Raw genomic sequence first — 20,716 nt, 5'->3', positions numbered from 1 at the left:
CGGTGTGCTCATAACACGGACCGGCCGGTGCCACGAGGGGCGTAGAGATCGAGCAGACGGATCCGGGTGGCCTGCAAGCGGTCGGCGAGGACCGTCCCGACCCAGTGGCCTACGGCCGAACCGAAGGCGGGATCCGCGTCCATCGCCATGAGTACGGTCTCCGCGTCGAACTCATGGGTACGCACGGGTGTCATCGCCTCCGCCCCGAGGTGCCAGATGCAGGGCTTGAACAGCCAGGACCAGCCGACCAGTTCGCCCGGTCCGAGACTTTCGATGACCACCGGGGCACTGCCGGGTACGCGGATGTCCAGCGTGACGGTGCCCGAGCGCAGGATCCAGAAGCGGTCCGCGTGGTCCCCTTCGTCGAAGAGGCGGACGCCCTGGGCGAAATTGACCTCCCGCCCGATCTCCATCAGACGGGCACGGTACCGGGCGGGCAGGGCCGCGGTGATACGAGTCGGAGAACCGCTCATCGCTGGCCTCCTCCGTGGTCTCCGCCTTCAGCATCGCAGGGCGGCAGGTTCCCGGGCATGGGCCGTCCGGCCCCTGCCGCCGGCCCGCCCGGTCCCCCCACCGCCGCCTCCGCGCGTCGCACGATGCGGTCCGGCCGGACCGCGAAGAGGGCCGAACGTTCCCCGTCCGGGCCGGACCGGCCCCTCACCGACTGCCTGCTCCGGTGCGACCGTGAGATCAGGTGCTCTCGCTCCATCAGGTGAACGGAAGGCGGCGGGGATGATGAAGCTGCCCCTGGTCGTGGGTGTGGACGGAACGGAGAGCAGTCTGAGGGCGCTCGACTGGGCCGCCGATGAGGCAGCCCTGCGAGGGCTGCCACTGCGGCTGGTGTGCGCGTCCAGGCCGGAGCGGTACGAGGGCGCCGCACTCGCACTCACCCTGGGCCGCTCTTCGGAGCGGGCGCTCGCCGGCCGCGTTGTCGGATCCGCGGCCGAGCGGGTCCACCGCCGTCGTCCGGAGGTCGATGTCTCGGCCGAGGTGACGCCCGGGGACGCGGTGATCGCGCTGTTGCGGGAGGGGCACCGCGCCGACGCGCTGATCACCGGGGAGCGAGGCCGTGGCGGACCCGCCGGACTTCTGCTCGGCTCGGTCAGCCTGGCCGTGGCCGCGCGGGCCCCCTGTCCCGTTGTCGTCGTGCGCGGTGACAGGCCCGGAATCGAAGGCGGACACGGGCGGATCCTCCTGGGTGTCGGGGATCCTGAGCAAGGATCGGCGGCGGTCCGGTTCGCCTTCCGCGAGGCCGGGGCGAGGGCCTGCGAACTGGATGCCGTACATGTCTGGCACTGCTCCTCGCACGACAGCGCCGACCATCCGCATACCGTCGACGAGCCGCACCTCTACTGCAAGGAACGTGCGGCGACCCTGATCGACGAGGCGGTGGCCGGGAGCGTGCGCGAGAACCCGACGGTCCGGCTGCGCTCGGCGGCGGTCGAGGGAAAGGCCGTCCGGGTACTGGTGCAACGTTCGGCGGCGGCGGACCTGGTCGTCGTGGGGGCGCAGCGCCGCGAGGGCCACCTCGGACCGCGACTCGGCCGAGTCGCCCATGTTCTGCTCCATCACGCCGACTGCCCGGTGGCCGTCGTACCTCTCGCGGCCTGATCGTGTTGTGCTCCCACCTTACTTCCCGAGCCGCGACGCGTGGTCGGGGACGTACGTCTGAAGGTCTCTCGGCGGTCGCTGGTACCCGGTGGACGGAGGACGCGGGGGCAGTTCGATCACCGGCGGATCGACCGCCTCGTACGGCACGGTCGACAGGAGGTGGGAAATCATGTTGAGCCTGGCCCTGCGCTTGTCGTCGCTCTCGACGACGTACCACGGGGCCTCCGAGATGTCGGTGTGGACGAACATATCGTCCTTCGCCCGCGAATAGGCCTCCCAGCGGGTGATCGACTCCAGATCCATCGGCGAGAGTTTCCACCGGCGGGTGGGATCCTGCAGCCTGCGCCGGAACCGTTCCTCCTGTACCGCGTCACTGACGGAGAACCAGTACTTGCGCAACAGGATGCCGTCCTCCACCAGCATCCGCTCGAAGACCGGGCACTGCCTGAGGAACCGCTGGTGCTCCTCCATGGTGCAGAAACCCATGACGCGCTCGACGCCGGCGCGGTTGTACCAGCTCCGGTCGAGCAGGACCACTTCCCCCGGGGCCGGAAGGTGCTCGACGTAACGCTGGAAGTACCACTGGCCGCGCTCGCGCTCGGTGGGCCGTGGCAGCGCGACGATACGCGCCACCCGGGGGTTGAGATGCTCGGTCACGCGCTTGATCGTGCTGCCCTTGCCCGCCGCGTCACGTCCCTCGAACACCACGACGAGCCGTGCGCCTTCGGCGCGCACCCACTCCTGGAGCTTCACCAGCTCGGTCTGGAGCCGGTACAGCTCCCGCTCGTACACCGGACGCGGCAGCTTTCTCGGCGTGCCCGGCCTCTTCTCGTCAGACATGGGGCGACGTTACGGAGGAGAGCATGCCCGAAGTCAAGTGTCAGCGCCGAACGGGCTCCGCCGCGCAGATCCGGCACGACGCGTTCAATGAGCGAGGCCGGCCGATGCACCGAGCCCCGAGGCGTGGGCTCCGGCGCTCGCCGCCCGGGCCGGTCTCCCCGCTGCCGCCGCGCTCGGAGGGGCCGCCTACTACGCGGACCTCGCGACCGCGCACGGCCGCCGCCATCTCAGGGTCTGTACCGCGACCGTGTGTTTCGCCGCCCGGAACGGGCGGCATCCCACCGACACGTCCTGCCCCGAACACAAGGTCACGGCAGTGCGTGTGTCCGCGATGCGAAGGCCGTCACGCTCGTCACCGTGTCGATGTACTCGAACTGCCGCGCACCGCGTGCCGTCGCACGAAGGGGAAAGCACAATGCCGTGGGGCTCAGCGAGCCGTTCCCGGGGCCGACCGGCCCCGAATCGCGCCCGGTCGGCCCAAGCGTGGGCGACTGGTTCCTGATCCGCTCGACACATGGCCATTTCTGTCCCCGAAAGGCGAGTCACATGCATCACCGAACCGTTGCAGAGCTCATGACCCGAGATGTCGTGCGGGCACGGCGTGACCTGCCGTTCAAGGAGATCGTCAAATTGCTGGCGGAGAACGATGTCACCGCAGTGCCCGTGGTGGACGAACTGGACCGGCCCATGGGTGTCGTGTCCGAGGCCGACCTGCTGCGCAAGTCCGCCGACCTGACCGACCCGTCCGGCCGGACACCGATCCCGCATCTGGAGGCGTGGGAGCGGGCCAAGGCCGAGGGGGCCAGGGCCGAGGAGCTGATGTCGGCTCCCGCGGTGTGTGCACGTCCGGAGTGGACCGTGGTCGAGGCCGCCCGCCTCATGGAGGTGCAGGACGTGAAACGCCTGCCCGTCGTGGACGAGACGGACAAGCTGCTGGGCATCGTCAGCCGCAGAGACCTACTACGGGTCTTCCTGCGCCACGATGATGCCATCCGTGAGGAAATCAACCGGGATCTCTTGCAGCAGACGATGGGCCTCGTTCCCTCGTCGGTGACGGCCGAGGTCCGGCAGGGGGAGGTGGCCCTCAGCGGATCAGTCGAGTTCAAGAGCCTGATTCCGATCATCGAAAGGCTCTGCAGGAGCGTCGACGGTGTGGTGTCCGTAACCGAGCACCTGGCCTTCCGGACCGACGACGTACCGAGTTCGCCCACCAGCATGTGAGTCCCAGTGCCGCTGTTGTCCGATCGAAAGTCCGACGACAGTGCTCCCGACATGTCTTTCCGAGAACACTGCTCACCCGTGAGCGCGAAGATGGCCCGCACCCCGCTCGAACTGAGACAGACGGCGCTCGGAACCCCCGATGTGTCGCGGTCTCCGGAGCGCCGAAGCACGCGAGGCGTAACGCCTTGAGCGGATTTGGTCGGCGACCGCCCGCGTACAGATCGCACGGACCGTTCAGCCCCCTGACATGGCCCATGGTTCCCTTCTCATCGGCGCCACGCAGCGACACAGTGGACTTGTTGACGACTGGCCTTCCCGAAGAAGGTGATCGGCATGATGTGGTACGACGGCGGTTGGAGCGGATGGCTCTTCATGGCCGTGATCATGATTGTGTTCTGGTCGTTGCTGATCGTCGGGATCGTTGCCCTCACCCACTACCTCACCAACACCCACCGCGGTCGCCAGTCCGGTTGGTCCTCCGGTGAGGCAGCTTGGGGAAGCCGACGAGCCGAAGACCTGCTCGCGGAACGGTTCGCGCGAGGGGAAATCGACGAGGAGGAGTACAAACGCCGCCTCACACTGCTGCGTGAGCAGCGGTGAACAGCGCCGCCACACTCTGCGAGCGGACACTTGAGGGGATGCCGCCACGGTGCGGGGCCGCATGCGACGCGGGAAGAAGAGGGCGCGCCGAGGGTCAGGAACAGGTCGCGCAGGCATGCTGCGCTGGCCCAACGAGCAGGCAGGGCCATCGTCACCGCCAACCATGCACGAGCTCGTCAGCGGATGTATTCGATCTCCAGTCGGCATGGATCCCGCAGAATCCGTGCAAGAACGCCGCAAGCTCGGCGGAGACACCCTCGCCAAGCTGATTGCGATCGTCAGCCTGCACGCACACATCGTTCCGGATGCCTCGAACCCACACCTGGCCAGTTTGGCCACAGGCACAGGGGCACTGCCGACTGCGGCCCCGGTCATGCACGGGAGATGGGCACGGCCATCGATGCCGCAGTGCCCGAGGCCGCCACGAAGCCCACGAGAACGGGTTGCGCCCGTTGCAGTACCGCCGGGCAGGAGTTCCAGAGCCGGCTCGACGCACTCGCCGGGGCCGGGCGCGATCCGGTCTTCTCGGGGAAGGGGGAGACTGGTAGGCGTCGTTGATCGGGTAGCCGCTGTTCGACCTGCCTTCTGTCATCCAAAGGGAATGGGTGTCACGGTGTGTGGTCGCGTCCGTCCCGTGGGCCGAAGGCTTCGAGAGCTTCTTCGTCGGTCGCGCGAGCATTCAGGAAGTATTCGGCCCACTCGGTGATCTCGGGGTAGGCGGAGTCCCGGCCGACCTGGATGGTGGCGGCCTCGATGTCGAAGTTCGTGGTTCGCAGGTCGACGCCCGGACCCAGGACGGCCCAGTGGGCTCCGGCTCTTCCGTAGGGCATGCCGACGCTGCCGGGGTTGATTACGAGACGGCCGTGAGCGAGGCGGACGAACGGCATGTGGGTGTGGCCGCAGACCACGGTGCGGATGTCGGAATCGAGTCCGCTGAAGACCTCCTTCCATCGGTCGAGGCGGGAGTCGACCAGGACGACCTCCTCATCGTCACGGGGGGTGGCGTGGCAGAACAGCACCCTCCCCAGGCCTCGCACGGACAGAGAGAGTGATCGTGGCAACGAACCGAGAAGGTCGAGATGGACCTCGCTGAGCTGTTCGGCTGCCCAGGGGGCGATCGGATCGGGGATCGTGTCGCGTTGCCCCCGGCGGTATTCGAGGAGCTCGCGGTCAGCGTTGCCGCTGATCCAGATGACGCGGTCGCCGAGACCGGCCAGCCGGTCGAGAACCTGGGTCGGTTGTGGGCCTGCGGTGATGTCGCCGGTGAGCACGATGCGATCGGCAGCGCGCACCTCTGGTTCGGCGAGCACCGCCTCCAAGGCCGGTAGAACTCCGTGAATGTCGGACAGGACAGCTACTCGGTTCAGCATGGTCACCACTGTGGGGAGAAAGGCAGCCAGGAGGCGAGACCGTTCGCCCGACGCGTAGCTCAAGGTGAGAACGTGTCAGCGTGGTCGCCCGGCGACGGACCGGAGTCGGCGCCCCTTTGTCGCGCGGATGCAGGAACTGTCCACGCACGTCCGTGACCAGTCGGGTTCGGCGGCCATGTCGAGCCCGGCGAGCAGGATCCGGCTGGTCGAAGACCCGTGCCTTCTGCCACCGGTCCAGGCGACGCCAGCAGGTCTGTCCCGAGCCAAACCCCGGTGCCACCGCTAAGAGTTGCCAGGCAACGTCGTTGCAGAGGACGGACAAGATGTCCTGGAGGCAGAGCCGGTCCGTCACCGGTCGTGGCCCCGGCGACCGCTCCGGCCGCGGAGGCGGTAACGGCTCGGTCAGCGCCCACAAGTCGTCGTCCACGCTCCGTGGTCGAGTGCCCACGCCCTCACAGACGGCTGAATCGTCACACGTCACCCCGCCACCGTCACCACCTCGCTCAGGCCACCGTCCGATCATCGACGGGAATGCCCAGGCGGTCGGCCACGGTGGTCAGCGTCGTGTCCAGTGGGAGCGCGACCCGGGTGAGGGCATCCACGTCGCCCCGGGTCGGGTCGCGGTTCACGATCAGTACCGGTGTCCCGGCCCGGGCCGCCTGACGGACGAACCGGAGGCCGGACATCACCGTCAGCGAGGAGCCCAGGACCAGCAGCGAGGCCGCCGAACGGACCAGTTCGCGACAGTGTTCGACCCGTTGCGGGGGAACAGCCTCGCCGAAGAACACCACATCCGGTTTGAGGATGCCGCCGCAGATCGTGCACGGCACCACTCGAAAGTCTCCGACCTGTTCGTCGGCGAGGTCGGCGTCGCCGTCCGGGTTGATGCCCGCGGCCACCGGCGCGAAGCCGGCATTGGCCTCCTCCAGCCGTCGGGCCAGTTCACGCCGCGGACTGAGAGCGCCGCAGGAAAGACAGACGACCCGGCTCAGGCTCCCGTGGAGCTCCACCACGCCCTCGCTGCCGGCGGCCTGGTGCAGGCCGTCGACGTTCTGCGTGATCATCCCGGAGAGCAGACCGTGCCGCCCGAACGCGGCCACGGCCCGGTGCCCGACGTTGGGCCGTGCGCGGCCGAAGACGCGCCAGCCGAGGTGGCTGCGCGCCCAGTACCGGCGCCGGGCCCGGGCGCTCGCGATGAAGTCCTGGTAGGTCATCGGCGTGTGCCGGGTGAGGCTGCCGCCCTCGCCCCGGTAATCGGGGATGCCCGACTGCGTGGAGATGCCCGCCCCGCTGAGCACCAGGACACCGCCGGCGCTCAGTGCATCGATGACCGGTCCTGAATCCGTGGTGCCCGGTGGCAGATCCTCGGGAGGCGTCCAGTGCAGAGTGGGGCGCATACGCATGCCGCCAGGGTACGGAGCCGGCTGCCTCCGGTGTCCGAGTCGGCTCGGGCAGCCGGTCGTGGCGTCGCCCTCGAGCGGCCACCCGTCGTGCAGCCCGGTGCCATCGGCTGGCTCGCCGCTGCAGAGCCAGCCGCGCGGAAGACGGCCGGCTCCGGCATCGAGCACCCGGTCCTGGCTGTCGGACCGGCCCCGGACGTCCTCGACGAACTACCGAAGTGTCTGGCTGAGGCCGTCGAGGAGTGGACCGGGGTATCGGCGAGCGTGCATCGTTCGCCGAGGTGCCTGCAGAGGAACAAACCCCTTGAAACCACAGCTGTCGCAGAAGAAGTCGCGGACGCTCCCCGCGCAGTCACGCCGTGATACGTGTCGGCCGCTGTCCGCGATTTTCGTCGGATGCTCTCCGACAGGTCAGTTCTGGCTCACGCCCAGAACTGACCTGTGTTGCGTAACAGCCCTCCCAGTGTGAGACGCAGCAGCCGGACACGAGGGACGAGAGCCGCGGCTCCCGGGGGCACGGACGGCAGGTCGCAAGACCGGCCGTGCTCGGGCAGGGGCAGCAACTGGCGGCTGCCGAACATCGTCGTTGACCGCTTCGAGCTGCGTTGGCGTCAGCCACGGATTTCGCCGGTCGGAGATGGCGCAGGCATGTTGCCGATGGCCCTCCACGCTCTCGCTCAAGTGGTTCGTGACCCGGCTGGAACGCTGCTGCACCGACTCGTGCATGCAGACTGGGAGCGTGCCTCCGACGTCGCAGTCCCGGTGAAAATTCGGCGGTCTCCAGACTGTCGTGTACCTGACGGCCTATCACCGGGCGCTCACGCTCAGTGCTGCGACCTGCCTCCTCTTCGATGCACCCGTGCCGGGACGGACGACAAACGTGTCGGCTCACGGTGCCGTCCACCGCCGTACGCGGTGCCCCACGCCGATGGATACAGCGTCGGCCACCTCGGCCACCCGGTACGCGGCGTTGGACGCGTCCAGGCCCCGCCCTGGCGAGTTCACCCGTTCACCGCATTCCGCGGAGCGCCTCCAAGGGCCCCGAAGCCCCTAGGGTCGCTCGCATGGGGCGTGTCCGACGGAGTCCGCAGCCCGGCGCGAACCACAGCGAGTGGCCACGGCGCGGGTACCTCTCAGCGGTCTGGTATCTGCGGGCCGTTGCCTTCATCAACTTTCTCGGCGCTGTGTGGGTGTCCTTGGGAAACGACATCCGGCGGCACAGCGACGACGAGTTCTTCACGCCCTATCTGCTGACTGCCGGGTTCTTCTCCGGTGTGCTCTCCGCGTTTCTCGCGATCACCATGCGGCGGCGCAAACGCGCCGCCTGGATCCTCAATCTCGCCCTGGCCGGGCTGACGCTGGTGCTGACGGCCCTGGCCCTGGAGCTGCCGGTTTACCGGCAGCACGTCCAGAACTGGATCGCGGTCCTGCTGACCGCGTTCTTCGTCGCCGCCATGCTTGCCGGGCGGCGGGAGTTCCACGCGAAGGGCGACCGTGCCAACCCGAAACTGGCGGCGGTGGTCGGCGTGGTCGGGCTGGCGGTGGGGTCGTTGCTCGCCACCACGATGGTCACCGTGAGCAACACTGCCCCAAACGCCGGGCGCTCCGACTTCCTGGAGCGCTGGCACTACGGTGTGCTCCGCATGTTCTCGCTCGCCTACGACGACATCCGCTTCGAGGGAATCTCCACCCCCGGCTGGGCCAATGTGCTCATCAACCTGATGAGTACGGCGCTGATCCTGCTGGTCCTGTACGCGGCCTTCAGATCCCGCCGCGCCGTCGACCCGCAGACCGACGAGGACCAGCGTGGGATGCGCGCGCTGCTGGAGCGGCACGGCGACCGCGACTCCCTCGGCTACTTCGCCCTTCGCCGCGACAAGAGCGTCATCTGGTCGCCGTCGGGCAAGTCGGCCGTCGCCTACCGAGTGGTCGGAGGGGTCTCGCTCGCGTCCGGTGATCCGATCGGCGACCCGGAGGCGTGGCCGGGAGCGATCGACCGCTGGCTGGTCCAGGCCGGTGAGCACGGCTGGACACCCTCTGTGATCGGGGCGAGCGAAGAGGGCGGCATCATTTACGCCCGGCACGGATTGAACGCTCTGGAACTGGGCGACGAGGCGATCGTCGACATCGGCGAATTCACTACGGAAGGCCGTGCCATACGGGGTGTCCGCCAGGCACACCACCGTGTCGAGCGCGCCGGGTACACCGTCCGTGTCAGCCGTCACGAGGACATGTCGGCGGACGAGATGACCGAGATGATCGAATTGGCCGACGACTGGCGTGACGGAGCTACGGAGCGTGGATTCTCCATGGCGCTGGGCCGTCTCGGCGATCCGCAGGACGGTCGCTGCATCATGCTGGTCTGTCGTGATGCGGCCGGGCGCCCGCGTGCCCTGCTCAGTTTCGTCCCCTGGGGCGCCGACGGGCTCTCCCTGGACCTGATGCGACGTGACCGGAACTCGGACAACGGCCTGTTCGAGTTCATGGTGCTGGAGCTGATCCGGCGTGCAGGCGACCTCGGTATCACCCAGGTCTCGCTGAACTTCGCGATGTTCCGCGCGGTCTTCGAACGCGGCTCCCGGATCGGCGCGGGCCCGGTGCTGCGGCTGTGGCGCTCACTGCTGACCTTCTTCTCCCGCTGGTGGCAGATCGAGTCGCTCTACCGCGCCAACGCCAAGTACCGGCCCATCTGGGAGCCCCGCTTCCTGCTGTACGCCCAGAGCACCGATCTGCCACGGATCGCTCTCGCCAGCGCCCGTGCCGAGGGCTTCCTGGAGGCGCCCGGACTACCGAAGTGGCTGCACCGCAGACGTCTGGAGACTCGCCGTTGAACATGGCTGCCTCGTTCGCCCGGCGCGAGTGGGGCCCCCTCTACGTCATCGTGCGGACGGCCCTGGCCACCCGTGGATGGCGGGCCGTACCGCTGACGCTCGCCTTGGTCTGTCTCATCGCACTCTGCCAGATCGTCCAGGACCAGAGCTGGGGATACGGCCTGATCCAGGACATCGGCTTCGTCCGGGCCGAGGACCCTCTCTGGCTCGCCCTGCTCCGTACCCCGCTCTCGCTCTTCCTGCCCGCGCTCAGCCTGCCCGCCTGGGGCGCGATGGCGCAGGTGCTGGTCGTGTTCGGCGTTGCGGAGATCACTCTGGGCCGGCCGCGTACCCTCGTCATCGCCTATGTCTGCACCCTCGCCGGGACGCTCTACGCGCGGTTCGGCATCGCCATCGGACCCGAGGGCCTTCTCGGGCTGCCGGCCTCGGACGCACGGATCGTCGACACCGGGCCGTCGGTGGCGGTCACGGGGCTCGCGGTCTGCGTCTGTGCGTGTACGGGGGCGTGGATCACCGTGGCGCTGGTGGTCGTGGCGATGGTCGTCGAGATGATCGTCAAGCCCAATCTGGCCGGCACGGAGCATCTCGTGGCGATCGGGGCCGCACTGGTGCTGTGCGCATCGGCGGCCCTGCGGCACCGGCACCCGTCCGGCGGCGACGATGGTGCGGGCGGGCCCGAGGTGCCGCCGGCCGGGGACTGAAGTCCGCTGTTCGCAAGGGCAGGCGGCCCGGTCGTGCCGCAGTGGCCCGCTGCCTCCGGGCGCCTCCGTTCGGAGCAACTCTCGCCGTGCCGGAGTGGCCGGGCCGGGCCGGTACCGGGATAGGGAGAGGATGCCGACGGAGGCGCCGGAACGGCTGCGCGTCCCCAGTCGAAACCGGAGCGAGGTTGCCTGCCAGATGCCGACGCCGGCCGCACCTGAGCTGTCCCCGAAGCCCGGGCTGAGGCGAGACATCGGCCTGATCGGACTCATCTGGACCTCCACGGGGTCCATCATCGGCTCCGGCTGGCTGTTCGGCGCGCTGTTCGCGGCGCAGGTGGCCGGGACGGCCGCCCTCGTCTCCTGGGGGATCGGAGCCCTCGCGATCACCGTTCTGGCGTTCGTCCACGCGGAGCTGGGGGCCATGTACCCGGTCTCTGGCGGCACCGCACGCTTCCCGCACTACGCCTTCGGCAGCGTCGCCGGGGCCTCCTTCGGCTGGTTCTCCTGGCTCCAGGCCGTCGCCACGGCACCGATCGAGGTCATGGCGTCGCTGAACTACCTCAGCGTCCACGCCACCTGGGTACAGACGGAGAAGAACCAGCTGACCGCCGCCGGATACGGGCTGGCCGTCGCCTTCATGGCCTTCTTCGTCCTCGTCAACTTCTACGGCATCCGCTGGCTCGCCCACACCAACAGCGTGGCCACCTGGTGGAAGCTCGCCATCCCCCTGCTCACCATCGCCGCCCTGGCGGGGACCACCTTCCACAAAAGCAATTTCGGCCACCAGGGCTTCGCCCCGTTCGGCGTCGAGGGCGTGCTCTCCGCCGTCAGCACCGGCGGGATCATCTTCGCGCTCCTCGGATTCGAACAGGCGGACCAGTTGGCGGGGGAGAGCCGCAACCCGGCACGGGACATCCCGCGGGCGGTGATCGGCTCGATCCTCATCGGCGCGCTCGTCTACTGGGCGCTCCAGGTGGTCTTCATCGGGGCCCTGCCACAGAGCTCCTTTGCCCACGGCTGGGCCGATCTGACCTTTCCCGACAAGACGGGGCCGTTCGCCGGACTCGCCCTGTCCGCCGGGCTCGGCTGGCTCGCCGCGCTGATCTACATCGACGCGGTCGTCTCACCGACCGGCACCGGCCTGATCTACACCACCGCCGCTTCCCGGGTGTCGTACGGCCTCTCCCGCAACGGCTATGTGCCCGCGGTCTTCGAACGGACGACGGCGCGCGGGGTTCCCTGGTTCAGTCTGTTCTTCGCTTTCGTCGTCGGGCTCATCGTCTTCCTGCCGTTCCCCACCTGGCAGAAGCTGGTCGGTTTCGTCACTTCCGCGAGCGTTCTGATGTACGCGGGCGCGCCGCTCGCCCTCGGGTGTCTGCGCAAGCAGGACCCGGACCGGCACCGTCCCTACCGGCTGTCCGGCGGTCTGTTCTGGGCCCCCGTCGCCTTCATCGTCTCCAACCTGATCATCTACTGGGCCGGCTGGGACACCCTGTGGCGTCTCGGCCTGGCGATCGTCCTCGGATATCTGCTGCTGGGCGGCTCGGCGCTGCTCAGGCTGAACCCGAGGGCCCCGCACCTGGACTGGCGGTCAGCCCAGTGGCTGCCGGTGTATCTGGTGGGGCTGGGCCTGATCTCCTGGCAGGGCGGCTACTGCAGCGGAGGACCGGCGTCGAAGGTGGCCTGCGGTGCGACAGGCGTCATTCCCCTGTGGTGGGACATGGTGATCATCGCCGCGTTCAGCCTGCTGATCTACTTCTGGGCGCAGGCCGTCCGGCTCCCGGACGAGGCGGCCCGGGCGTACATCGGCCCGGTCGACGTACTGCCCGGCCGCTGACGACCGGGGCACCGACCTCCGTCGGTGGTCCGTGAGGTCGGCGCGGTCGTCACCGAGCCGTACTCCGATGTCCTGGAGAGCCCCGTGCTGCGGCTTGACCATGGCCATGAAGACCTCGTGGGCCAGCAGGATCCAGGCAGGATCGGCCGGCTCGCCGCTGAACCGGACCCTCCACCGGCAGCGCGGAAGGCTGGGCGGACGACGTCGCCGAAGTCCCGGACGCCCGTGTCGCCGAACCGGGGCGCCGCCGCCGTCCCGTCGAGCGCCCCGTCCCACAAGGGGTGGCTCTGCAGGGCCGGTTCATCGTTGCCGAACAAGGATCTGATGCAGGTCGCGGGCTGGTTGAGGATCACTGCTCGAACTCCGTATGCGCGGCGAGGCCACCAAGGGCGTCGGAGCGGGCGCCGCAGCCCAGGCGGGTCGATCCCGTGTGCAGGCGCCGGCGTGTGCCGACCGTTGTGCGCCGCCACCGTGGACCTGCTCACAGCGAGGGTGGTCCTGGGCGACTGTCGACGGTCGTTGCGTGGGCTGGCGTCCTCGTCGCGGTGGGGGACCGAGGGAGCCGGCCGGCCCCTCCGAATTCTCCTGACGATGCGTCAGGTAAGTCGGCAATTGGTCAGCATCATTCTTCAGGAACATGGGGAAAGCTGACCGGGCATGCGGCTCGTTGTAAGGTAGGGAAACCGCCCTTGACCTGCAAAAACGCAGGCAGGGAGCCTATGTTCAGGAGTACCTCGATGCTGCGCACGATGTTCAAGTCAAAGATCCACCGGGCCACCGTGACCCAGGCCGACCTGCACTACGTGGGTTCCGTCACCATCGACGCCGAGCTGATGGAGGCGGCGGATCTGCTGCCCGGGGAGCTGGTGCACATCGTCGACATCGACAACGGCGCCCGTCTGGAGACGTACGTCATCGAGGGCGAGCGCGGCTCCGGTGTCATCGGCATCAACGGCGCCGCCGCCCACCTCGTCCACCCCGGTGACCTGGTCATCCTGATCAGTTACGCCCAGGTCGACGACGCCGTGGCCCGTGACCTGGAGCCGCGCGTCGTGCACGTCGACGCCGGTAACAGGATCATCGAACTCGGCTCCGACGCGTCGGCACCCGTACCCGGCACCGCCACCGAACGGAGCCCGCACGCCGTTCCCGCGGCGCGCTGACCCGGTCCGGACACCCAAGGGAGCATCGTCATGGCAGAGCCGGCAGAACGCGTCGAACTCGACATCCGCGACGACCGCGCGAGCGGGAACCTGCTCGCGTACGAGAACGGCAAGGCCGCCGGAGTCGTCGCGTACTTCGTGACGGACGGTGAACCCGCCGCGCTCGTCGCCGTCCACACGGTCGTCGAGCCCGGACACGAGGGCAGGGGCATCGCGGGCGCCCTCGTCCGGGAGTTCTACGCCATGGCGGCGCGCGAGGGTGTGCGCGTCGTGCCGCTCTGCCCGTACGCCGTGAAGTGGGCGGCGCGCCACCCCGACCAGGCTCCCGAGGCCCCGGCCGAACTGGTGGAGCGGGCGAAGACTCAGCTCGAGGCCCACCCCGAGCTGTACTGACCGACGTGGGCCGGGGCGGTACCGTTCGGCGGATGACGCTCGCGCTGCTGCACACCTCCCCGGTCCACATACCTGTCTTCGACGCGCTCCGGGACGCCGGCCATCCCGGACTCGCGCTGCGCCATCTCGTGCACGAGGACCTGCTCGCCAGGGCCAGGGAATCGGGCCCCGAAGCGGTGGCGGGCGAGATCAGGGCCCTGCTCGCGGGCGCCGTCGCGGACGGTGCCCGCGCCGTGCTCTGCACCTGTTCGACGATCGGCGCCGTCGCCGAGGCGGAGTCGGCGACGCTCGGAGTCCCGGTGCTGCGCGTCGACCGCCCGATGGCGGCCGCCGCCGCGGCACAGGACCGCGTGGTGGTGCTCGCGGCGATCGCCAGCACTCTGGCGCCGACCCTCACGCTGCTCGCCGAGGAGGCAGGGGAGCGGCCCGTCGACGTACGCACCGTCGTGGTGGACGGGGCCTGGGCACGCTTCGAGGCCGGTGACCGCGACGGCTATCTGGACCTCGTCGCAGCCGCGGCCGACGCGGTCACCGACGCCGACGCGATCGTGCTGGCACAGGCGTCCATGGCCGACGCGGTCACCCGTACGGGCACCCGCATTCCGGTGCTCTCCAGCCCCGGCCCGGGTCTCGCCGCCGCGGCGGCCGCAGCGCGCTGACCTCCGTACGGCCCCGGCCCCCGGCCGGTCATCCCGAACCCGCGGGCCCGGACTCACCAGGCGCGGGCCGCTGCTCCGGGAGACGGTGGAAGCAGATCCACCCGAACCGTTCGGAGGCCCCCGATGACGAACCCGTACCCCGACCCCGTGCCGCCGGCGCCCACCCCCGGGCCGATGCCCGGGCCGCCGTCGCCGCTGCCGGAGCCGCCGCCTCCGCCACCCGGCCCCGTCCCTCCCGGCCCTGCGCCGGACCCGATTCCGCAGCCGCCGGAACCACGCCCCGAGCCGGTACCGGAGCCCGCACCCCAGCGGGGCTGGTGACGGGGCGGGCGAACAAGGCGGCACTCACCTGGGCGTGGACCGGCCCGACGGATCGGGCGGCCCGGCCACCGGACCCGGCTCAGGCCGTGGGTGGGCGGACCGGTGCCGGGCCCAGTGTGGTGCTGCCGGGTGAGGCCCGATGGCCGAGCCCGGTCCGGTAGGTGTCCATCGCCGCCTCGGTCCGGCCCATCCGCCGCAGCAGATCGCCCAGCAGCCGGCAGATGTCCGCGAGATCCCCGGCGGCACCCGCCCGTTCCAGCAGGGCCAGCGCGGTGACGTAGTGCTCCTCGGCCGAATCGAGCTCGCCCCGTTCCTCGTGGATCAGACCCAGCAGCCGATGCGCGCCGCCCGCGTGGACCGCCCCCCGCTCCGGGTGCAGTTCGCCGAGGAGTCTGTGCAGCAGCTCCCGGGCCTCGGCGGTCCTGCCGCCCCGGCGCAGCACATCGGCCAGCTCCACCTCGACCTGAGCCGTGTACAGGGCGGCGCGCTTCGACGCCAGCATGTCGCGGGCGGCGCGCAGTTCGGCCTCGGCGCCGGACAGGTCGCCGTCCTGCGCGTGTACGTAGCCGCGCATCCAGTGGCAGTGCGCGAGTTCCGTACGGATCTGTAGCTGCTGGTAGATCTCGGCCGCCCGGGCCAGCGAGGCGTCCGCCTCCGCGGTGCGGCCCGCCGCTATGAGCGTACGGGCGACGCTCCGGTGCAGTCCGGCGACCAGCTCCGGATCGGACACCTGTGGCGCGAGGGCCAGCGCCAGCTCGCCCGCCTGGGCGGCGCGGGCGTGCGCGCCCATGTCCATGTAAGGGGCGATCGCGGCCGTGTACAGGAGCAGGAGCGCGCCCGGGTCCTGGAGGCCGGAGGTGTTGAGCTCGTCGATCGCGCTCTCCAACAGGTAGCAGGCGTACCGGAGTTCGCCGGCCAGGAGGTGTGCGACCGCTCTGCCCCGGACAGCCGGGGCGCGCCGGGGGAGCGGGGCGTCGGCGAGCAGCCTCTCCGCCGTCTCGAAGTGTTCGCGGGCCGCGGGCAGATCGCCCGTCTCGAGTGCGCAGTGGCCCAGCCCGAGCGTGGCAGCGGCGCGTTCGTCGTCGAGCCCGTGCCGGACGGCCTCGGCGAGCAGAGCGGCGTAGGCGCCGGCGGCGTCCTCGGCGGCGCCGGTGGCCAGGGTCCGCTGGGCCTCGACGAGTTTCAGCCGCAGGCCGGTCGCGAGATGGGCGGGGCGCCCCGTCGCCAGCTCCTCGTACGTGACGCCGAGCCGGTCCGCGAGGTGGCGCACGGCCGCCTCCGAGGGGCGCACCCGGCCGGCCTCCAGCGTGGAGATGTAGGCGGGGGTGTAGGCGGGCTCCGCCAGCTGTCGCTGTGTCAGGCCGCGTTTCGTGCGCAGCCGTTGGACCCGGCGGCCGACGGCGCCGGGGTCGTCGGCCGGCCCTGCGCCCCTTCTTGCTGCGCGCCCCTCGTCCATCGCACCGCCCCTTCCGCCTCGCCCCGCTCCGAAATGCGGTCCATGCATCGTAAATGCCCGGTTGTGAACCTCAACCATCAGGCATCCGGGCCTTGTCCGGGGACCCGTCCGCCCCTAGGTTAAGCATTGCATTAAGTCGAGTTAACTCATGGGTTATGTGATGGTCGTGCCCTGTGGGCCCCCGTGAGCCTCCGATAGTCCCTGCGAGTACTCGCGAGCACTCGCAAGTGCCCGTGATGTTCGGCAAGTTCTCTTGGATCAGAAGGAGTTGTCCATGCGCAGACGCCCCCAAGCGCGCCGCACGGCAGGAGCTGTGGCGGGGCTCGCCCTCGCAGGCCTCCTGGCTGCGACGGTCGCCACCGCACCGGCTTCGGCCGCCCCCACGGGTGCCGGCGGTGACCGCCGCGTGGCCGTCGAGTACTTCCCCGATCCGGGCGGCTCGGGCCGCACGGTCGAGGTCCCCGTCGGCGCCCCTGTACGGAAGGGTGAGACCGCGTCGCCGCTGGGCGCGGCGGAGGCCGCCGTCGACGGCACGGTGGGCGGACAGGCGGTGACCGGTCCGTCCGACGACCGGCTGGACATCGTGATCATCGGCGACGGCTACACGGCGGACCAGCAGGACGACTTCCACGCCGACGCCACTGCCAAGTGGGCCGACATCACCGCCCTGGAGCCGTACAAGAGCTACCAGGGCCTGTTCAACGTGTGGACCGTCGACGCGGTCTCCAACGAATCCGGCATCAGCGGCGATCCCGGTCCGGACACCGTCAGGGACACCGCGCTCGGCAGCTACTTCTGGTGCTCCGACATCGAGCGGCTGATCTGTACCGACATCGACAAGGTGGCCGCCTACGCCGCCCAGGCCCCAGCAGCCGACCTCGTGGTCGTCATCGCCAACTCCACCAAGTACGGAGGCGCGGGCTACTCCGGGCTCCAGGCCGAGGGCCATCCATTCAACGGGGTCTCCACCCTCTCCTCCGACCACGCCTCGTCCAGCCTGATCGCCGCCCATGAGATAGGGCACTCGGTCGGCCTGCTCGACGACGAGTACACCTATCCCGAGTACGGGACGTGGACCGGCGGCGAGCCCGGCGGGATCAACTCCACCACCTACACGGCCGGGCAGCTCACCGAGAAGCAGGCCAAGTGGTACCGCTGGCTGGGCCGGACCGACCCCGCGGGCGGCACGGTCGGTACGTTCGAGGGCAGCGCCTACTACCCGCTCGGGCTCAACCGCCCCACCGAGTCGTCGATCATGAGGGAGCTGAGCAACACCGAGTTCAACCTGCCGGGGCGCGAGGCGATGATCGCCGGGTTCTACCGCGCGGGCAACGCGCTGAGCAGTTCCGTCGACACCGGCGTCGCCGTCGGACCGGGCCGGCGGATCGCCGTGAGCCTGGCGGAGCTGGGCAGCGCTGTCGCCGGCACGCACCCGCACCGCCCCGGTGGCGCCACCGGTCTCGCCAGGACCGAGCTGCGCTGGTACGTGGACGGCGTCGAGAAGGTGTCCGCCCGTGGACGCACCGCCGTCACCCCCGTGGCGCTCGGCGTCCGCGCGGACGGCCGCGGCCACCGGGTGACCGCCGAGGCCGTGGACCGTACCGACGCCATCCGCGACCCCGCCGTCCGCGCCCTGGCCACCGACACCCTGACCTGGGACGTCAGGGCGACCGGGCACAGGCGGTAGCCGCTCAGGCGATGATCGGGACCACGGCCTCCGGCGTCAGCATCCGGAAGGTGAACGCCTGATGGAAGTAGAGCCGGATGCTCGTCGCGTCGTGGTCCTGATAGCCGATCGACAGGTCCTGGCCCAGGCGCAGTTCGAAGTCGCCGCCACGGGTGGACAGCAGTACCCCGCCCGTGACCGCGGGCGCCCACAGGATCTGGTCGTCGAGCAGCCGGGCCAGATGGGTGGCGACCGGATACCCGTGGTCGGAGGTCTCGGTGGCCTCGGTGTACGCGTCGGCGCCCAGCAGCAGCCGGTACGGGCCGTCGACACCGGACAGCCGCAGCTGCGTCAGCGCCTGGCTGACGGTGGCCGGATAGTCCCGGGCGTCGGCGGGCAGCGCCAGCGGCGAGTGCGAGGAGCCGTCCCGGAACCCGGTGATCCCGGCCGACGCGTACCCGTCGATGATCGCCATGTCCTCCGCGAACGCACAGGTGCGGGCGGCGTCCTTGACGGGCTGCCAGTCGCTGTCGTCCGAACCGCGCTCGACATCGTCCACGGCCGACCGGGTCACCGTGAACGGCACGCGCCACTCGATGACCGGCACCGAGGTGCGGGCCCGTGCGATGACGTCGGGAGCGGGCGGATCGATGTCGCGCAGATGACCGTCGCCGATGGCCGCCAGTTCGGGCCCGTCCGGGCCGGAGACATCGACGACCCGGCGGCCCGCCACATGGCGGCTGAAGGTGCGCCGGGCCTCCTCTTCGATCTGGTCCCATGCGGCTTCCGTGACAGGGGCGAGTTCGCGGTGCAGATTGTTCATCACTGGGCGCTTTCTTGCAGGCTGCCGATGTGCAGCGAACCGTCGACAGGGGCGGCCGGGGCCGAGGTCTTCGCCGTCACCGGCGCGGACGCGGGTTCCGGCGCGGCATCGGTCCCGGCCGAGGAGGGCGGAGGCGGCGGGGCGTCGAGGAAGTCGGCGCTGGGGGCGTAGAAGAGGGTGCCGGTGACCGCGGTCGAGAAGTCGAGAATGCGGTCGTGGCTGGCGGGCGGACTGCCGAGGAACATGTTGCGGAGCATCTGCTCGGTGACGCCGGGATCGGCCGCGTAACCGATGAAGTACGTCCCGAACTCGCCCTGTCCGAAGCTGCCGAACGGCATGTTGGCCCGCAGGATGTCGTGCTCCGTGCCGTCCGGGTCGGTGATCGTGTTGAGGGCGATGTGCGAGTCGGCGGGCTTGATGTCGTCGGTGAACTCGATGTCGTCGAACTTCGTACGGCCGATGACCCGCTCCTGCTCCTCGGTGCTCAGCGCGTTCCACGACGTGAGGTCGTGCAGGTACTTCTGCACGATGACGTAACTGCCGCCCGCGAACGGGGGATCCTCGGCGCCCACCAGGGCCGTCGAGACGGCGTCCGCCCCCACCGGGTTCTCCGTGCCGTCGACGAATCCGAGCAGGTCCCGGTGGTCGAAGTAGCGGAACCCCTGCGTCTCGTCGACGACGGTCACCGCGCCGCCGAGCCGATCGAGCAGCTGGGCCGCCCACTCGTAGCACACGTCCATCCGCTCGGCCCGGATGTGGAACAGCAGGTCCCCCGGGGTGGCGGGCGCGTGGTGGCGGGCTCCGTGGAGTTCCTGGAACGGGTGGAGCTGCTTCGGCCTCGGCCCGTCGAACAGCCGGTCCCAGGCACCGGACCCGATGGCGGTCACACAGGCCAGGCCGGCGTCGGGGAACCGGAATCCGATGGAGCGGGCGAAGGCCGCGAGACCGGGCAGCACCTCGCGCACGGCGGGCTCGCCACCGGGCTCGATCGTGGCGACCAGGATGAGCGCGGCGCTGGTCAGCGGGGCGACTACGGGCTGGGCCGCGGCCGGATCCGGCTCCGTGGTGGCGTCGGGCATAGGAGGGCTCCAGGGGCGGCGACGTCGGGAAGGGACAGTGGCCTCGTGGTGCGGATGGGGCGGGGGTCCGTTGCCACTTACGCACGGCCGCGAAGGGGTCGCAACCCGGGGCACCCGGCCGGGCGAACGCGGGGGCGGCCCACCCCCGACGTCCGCGCGTCGACGACCTCCGACCGGTCGCCGCCCCGGAGCGCGTGTGGAAGGAACCCTCGCGGTCGGTGCGGCGGTAGGTGTGCGCGCCGAAGAAGTCGCGCTGCCCCTGGGTGAGGGCCGCGGGCAGCCCGGTCGGCGCGCAGCCCGTCGTAGTACGCGAGCGCGGCGGCGAAACCCGGTGTCGGCACCCCCTGCCGCACGGCTTCGGCGACCACCGCGCGCCAGTCGTCCTGGGCCGCGCCGATCTCCTCGGCGAACTGCCGGGTCGAGGCGGCCGGTGTTCCAGCCGCGGAAGGTCTCGGCGATCTTCGCGGGGGAGTACCCGGCCACGGAGCACAGCAGGTCGTACGCCTCCGCGATCAGCTGCATGTCCGCGTACTCGATGCCGTTGTGGACCATCTTCACGAGGGCCGGCAGGTGATGCCGGCGCTGAGCTTGCTGCCTGTGTTTTCCCAGGTCACGGATGGTTCGTCGCCTTGTCGATCTCGGCGTCTCTTGGAGGTTCGAGGCGGTCTTCAGCAGGGGGTGCTGACCTATTGCCGAGTTTGCTGATGGATCGTCAAGGGAGGGTGTCGCGGCCGGACAGCTCCTC

The 20,716-nt window shown here is 70.1% G+C and carries 17 protein-coding genes and 3 pseudogenes; 10 read left to right on the top strand and 10 right to left on the bottom strand.

Annotated elements, in window-relative coordinates; genetic code table 11:
* Positions 1-8 precede the first annotated feature (8 nt).
* Positions 9-473 (bottom strand): cyclic nucleotide-binding domain-containing protein, encoded by a 465-nt coding sequence (locus OG842_RS04435; protein ID WP_266727617.1) that lies wholly within the window; start codon positions 471-473, stop codon positions 9-11.
* A gap of 262 nt (positions 474-735) precedes the next feature.
* On the opposite strand from OG842_RS04435, the gene OG842_RS04430 reads away from it, so the two are divergent.
* Positions 736-1,611 (top strand): universal stress protein, encoded by an 876-nt coding sequence (locus OG842_RS04430; RefSeq protein WP_266733423.1) that lies wholly within the window; start codon positions 736-738, stop codon positions 1,609-1,611.
* A gap of 18 nt (positions 1,612-1,629) precedes the next feature.
* On the opposite strand, the gene ppk2 is transcribed toward OG842_RS04430, so the two are convergent.
* Positions 1,630-2,451: a polyphosphate kinase 2 gene (gene ppk2, locus OG842_RS04425; protein WP_266727615.1), complete on the bottom strand. Its 822-nt coding sequence runs from the start codon at positions 2,449-2,451 to the stop codon at positions 1,630-1,632.
* Positions 2,452-2,997: 546 nt separating this feature from the next.
* Between ppk2 and OG842_RS04420 the strand changes: the two genes are divergently transcribed.
* Both OG842_RS04420 and OG842_RS04415 read left to right on the top strand, forming a co-directional pair.
* A complete protein-coding gene (locus OG842_RS04420) occupies positions 2,998-3,672 on the top strand; it encodes a CBS domain-containing protein (RefSeq protein ID WP_266727613.1) in 675 nt (224 codons plus the stop codon).
* Positions 3,673-4,005: 333 nt separating this feature from the next.
* Positions 4,006-4,272 (top strand): SHOCT domain-containing protein, encoded by a 267-nt coding sequence (locus OG842_RS04415; protein ID WP_266733421.1) that lies wholly within the window; start codon positions 4,006-4,008, stop codon positions 4,270-4,272.
* Positions 4,273-4,880: 608 nt separating this feature from the next.
* Here the strand turns inward: OG842_RS04415 and OG842_RS04410 are convergent.
* The 3 genes and pseudogenes from OG842_RS04410 to OG842_RS04405 all read right to left on the bottom strand — a co-directional run bounded on the left by OG842_RS04410 (position 4,881) and on the right by OG842_RS04405 (position 7,045).
* The gene (locus OG842_RS04410) at positions 4,881-5,642 is read right to left on the bottom strand and encodes a metallophosphoesterase family protein (RefSeq protein WP_266727611.1); all 762 of its coding nucleotides are present in this window, start codon (positions 5,640-5,642) and stop codon (positions 4,881-4,883) included.
* A 214-nt stretch (positions 5,643-5,856) separates the two neighbouring features.
* Positions 5,857-6,165, bottom strand: a pseudogene (locus tag OG842_RS45155) (transposase); the annotation flags it as partial.
* Positions 6,146-7,045, bottom strand: a complete 900-nt coding sequence (locus tag OG842_RS04405; protein ID WP_266727609.1) for an NAD-dependent protein deacetylase — start codon at positions 7,043-7,045, stop codon at positions 6,146-6,148. The pseudogene OG842_RS45155 and the gene OG842_RS04405, both read right to left, overlap by 20 nt.
* Positions 7,046-8,106: 1,061 nt before the next feature.
* Between OG842_RS04405 and OG842_RS04400 the strand changes: the two genes are divergently transcribed.
* The 6 genes from OG842_RS04400 to OG842_RS04375 all read left to right on the top strand — a co-directional run bounded on the left by OG842_RS04400 (position 8,107) and on the right by OG842_RS04375 (position 14,626).
* Positions 8,107-9,873 carry a phosphatidylglycerol lysyltransferase domain-containing protein gene (locus OG842_RS04400; protein WP_266727607.1) on the top strand — a complete coding sequence of 589 codons (1,767 nt, stop codon included), beginning with the start codon at positions 8,107-8,109 and terminating at the stop codon, positions 9,871-9,873.
* Positions 9,874-9,875: 2 nt separating this feature from the next.
* A complete protein-coding gene (locus tag OG842_RS04395) occupies positions 9,876-10,574 on the top strand; it encodes a hypothetical protein (RefSeq protein ID WP_266727606.1) in 699 nt (232 codons plus the stop codon).
* Between the two features lie 196 nt (positions 10,575-10,770).
* Positions 10,771-12,411, top strand: a complete 1,641-nt coding sequence (locus OG842_RS04390; protein ID WP_266727604.1) for an APC family permease — start codon at positions 10,771-10,773, stop codon at positions 12,409-12,411.
* 737 nt (positions 12,412-13,148) lie between these two features.
* Positions 13,149-13,574 carry an aspartate 1-decarboxylase gene (panD, locus tag OG842_RS04385; protein WP_266727602.1) on the top strand — a complete coding sequence of 142 codons (426 nt, stop codon included), beginning with the start codon at positions 13,149-13,151 and terminating at the stop codon, positions 13,572-13,574.
* A 30-nt stretch (positions 13,575-13,604) separates the two neighbouring features.
* Positions 13,605-13,967, top strand: coding sequence for a GNAT family N-acetyltransferase (locus OG842_RS04380; RefSeq protein WP_266727599.1), 363 nt, complete (start codon positions 13,605-13,607; stop codon positions 13,965-13,967).
* Positions 13,968-13,999: 32 nt separating this feature from the next.
* Positions 14,000-14,626, top strand: a complete 627-nt coding sequence (locus OG842_RS04375; RefSeq protein ID WP_266727597.1) for an aspartate/glutamate racemase family protein — start codon at positions 14,000-14,002, stop codon at positions 14,624-14,626.
* Positions 14,627-15,026: 400 nt separating this feature from the next.
* Here OG842_RS04375 and OG842_RS04370 read toward each other — a convergent pair whose 3' ends face one another.
* Positions 15,027-16,403 (bottom strand): helix-turn-helix domain-containing protein, encoded by a 1,377-nt coding sequence (locus OG842_RS04370; protein WP_266727595.1) that lies wholly within the window; start codon positions 16,401-16,403, stop codon positions 15,027-15,029.
* A 274-nt stretch (positions 16,404-16,677) separates the two neighbouring features.
* On the opposite strand from OG842_RS04370, the gene OG842_RS04365 reads away from it, so the two are divergent.
* Positions 16,678-18,090 carry a M64 family metallopeptidase gene (locus OG842_RS04365; RefSeq protein WP_266727593.1) on the top strand — a complete coding sequence of 471 codons (1,413 nt, stop codon included), beginning with the start codon at positions 16,678-16,680 and terminating at the stop codon, positions 18,088-18,090.
* A gap of 4 nt (positions 18,091-18,094) precedes the next feature.
* Here OG842_RS04365 and OG842_RS04360 read toward each other — a convergent pair whose 3' ends face one another.
* From OG842_RS04360 to OG842_RS45145, 4 genes and pseudogenes are all read right to left on the bottom strand, one after another.
* Positions 18,095-18,892 carry a family 1 encapsulin nanocompartment shell protein gene (locus tag OG842_RS04360; protein WP_266727591.1) on the bottom strand — a complete coding sequence of 266 codons (798 nt, stop codon included), beginning with the start codon at positions 18,890-18,892 and terminating at the stop codon, positions 18,095-18,097.
* Positions 18,892-19,971, bottom strand: a complete 1,080-nt coding sequence (locus tag OG842_RS04355) for a Dyp-type peroxidase (RefSeq protein ID WP_266727589.1) — start codon at positions 19,969-19,971, stop codon at positions 18,892-18,894. Before OG842_RS04355 ends, OG842_RS04360 begins: the two co-directional genes overlap by 1 nt.
* Positions 19,972-20,135: 164 nt before the next feature.
* A pseudogene (locus OG842_RS45150) lies at positions 20,136-20,390 on the bottom strand (NADP-dependent phosphogluconate dehydrogenase); the annotation flags it as partial.
* A 60-nt stretch (positions 20,391-20,450) separates the two neighbouring features.
* A pseudogene (locus OG842_RS45145) lies at positions 20,451-20,493 on the bottom strand (hypothetical protein); the annotation flags it as partial.
* Between the last annotated feature and the right edge of the window lie 223 nt (positions 20,494-20,716).

Source organism: Streptomyces sp. NBC_00376, assembly GCF_036077095.1.
In the GTDB taxonomy this organism is placed as follows: Bacteria; Actinomycetota; Actinomycetes; order Streptomycetales; family Streptomycetaceae; genus Streptomyces.
This window is presented reverse-complemented; position numbering and strand designations above follow the sequence as displayed.

What these genes read in the sequence shown, in the direction of transcription:
- OG842_RS04390 (WP_266727604.1), top strand. Translation starts at nt 10,771, where the DNA reads ATGCCGACGCCGGCCGCACCTGAGCTGTCCCCGAAGCCCGGGCTGAGG.
- OG842_RS04370 (WP_266727595.1), bottom strand. Translation starts at nt 16,403, where the DNA reads ATGGACGAGGGGCGCGCAGCAAGAAGGGGCGCAGGGCCGGCCGACGAC.
- OG842_RS04415 (WP_266733421.1), top strand. Translation starts at nt 4,006, where the DNA reads ATGATGTGGTACGACGGCGGTTGGAGCGGATGGCTCTTCATGGCCGTG.
- OG842_RS04420 (WP_266727613.1), top strand. Translation starts at nt 2,998, where the DNA reads ATGCATCACCGAACCGTTGCAGAGCTCATGACCCGAGATGTCGTGCGG.
- ppk2 (WP_266727615.1), bottom strand. Translation starts at nt 2,451, where the DNA reads ATGTCTGACGAGAAGAGGCCGGGCACGCCGAGAAAGCTGCCGCGTCCG.
- OG842_RS04410 (WP_266727611.1), bottom strand. Translation starts at nt 5,642, where the DNA reads ATGCTGAACCGAGTAGCTGTCCTGTCCGACATTCACGGAGTTCTACCG.
- OG842_RS04355 (WP_266727589.1), bottom strand. Translation starts at nt 19,971, where the DNA reads ATGCCCGACGCCACCACGGAGCCGGATCCGGCCGCGGCCCAGCCCGTA.
- OG842_RS04430 (WP_266733423.1), top strand. Translation starts at nt 736, where the DNA reads ATGAAGCTGCCCCTGGTCGTGGGTGTGGACGGAACGGAGAGCAGTCTG.
- OG842_RS04435 (WP_266727617.1), bottom strand. Translation starts at nt 473, where the DNA reads ATGAGCGGTTCTCCGACTCGTATCACCGCGGCCCTGCCCGCCCGGTAC.
- OG842_RS04400 (WP_266727607.1), top strand. Translation starts at nt 8,107, where the DNA reads ATGGGGCGTGTCCGACGGAGTCCGCAGCCCGGCGCGAACCACAGCGAG.
- OG842_RS04375 (WP_266727597.1), top strand. Translation starts at nt 14,000, where the DNA reads ATGACGCTCGCGCTGCTGCACACCTCCCCGGTCCACATACCTGTCTTC.
- OG842_RS04380 (WP_266727599.1), top strand. Translation starts at nt 13,605, where the DNA reads ATGGCAGAGCCGGCAGAACGCGTCGAACTCGACATCCGCGACGACCGC.
- OG842_RS04360 (WP_266727591.1), bottom strand. Translation starts at nt 18,892, where the DNA reads ATGAACAATCTGCACCGCGAACTCGCCCCTGTCACGGAAGCCGCATGG.
- OG842_RS04365 (WP_266727593.1), top strand. Translation starts at nt 16,678, where the DNA reads ATGCGCAGACGCCCCCAAGCGCGCCGCACGGCAGGAGCTGTGGCGGGG.
- OG842_RS04405 (WP_266727609.1), bottom strand. Translation starts at nt 7,045, where the DNA reads ATGCGTATGCGCCCCACTCTGCACTGGACGCCTCCCGAGGATCTGCCA.
- OG842_RS04395 (WP_266727606.1), top strand. Translation starts at nt 9,876, where the DNA reads ATGGCTGCCTCGTTCGCCCGGCGCGAGTGGGGCCCCCTCTACGTCATC.
- panD (WP_266727602.1), top strand. Translation starts at nt 13,149, where the DNA reads ATGCTGCGCACGATGTTCAAGTCAAAGATCCACCGGGCCACCGTGACC.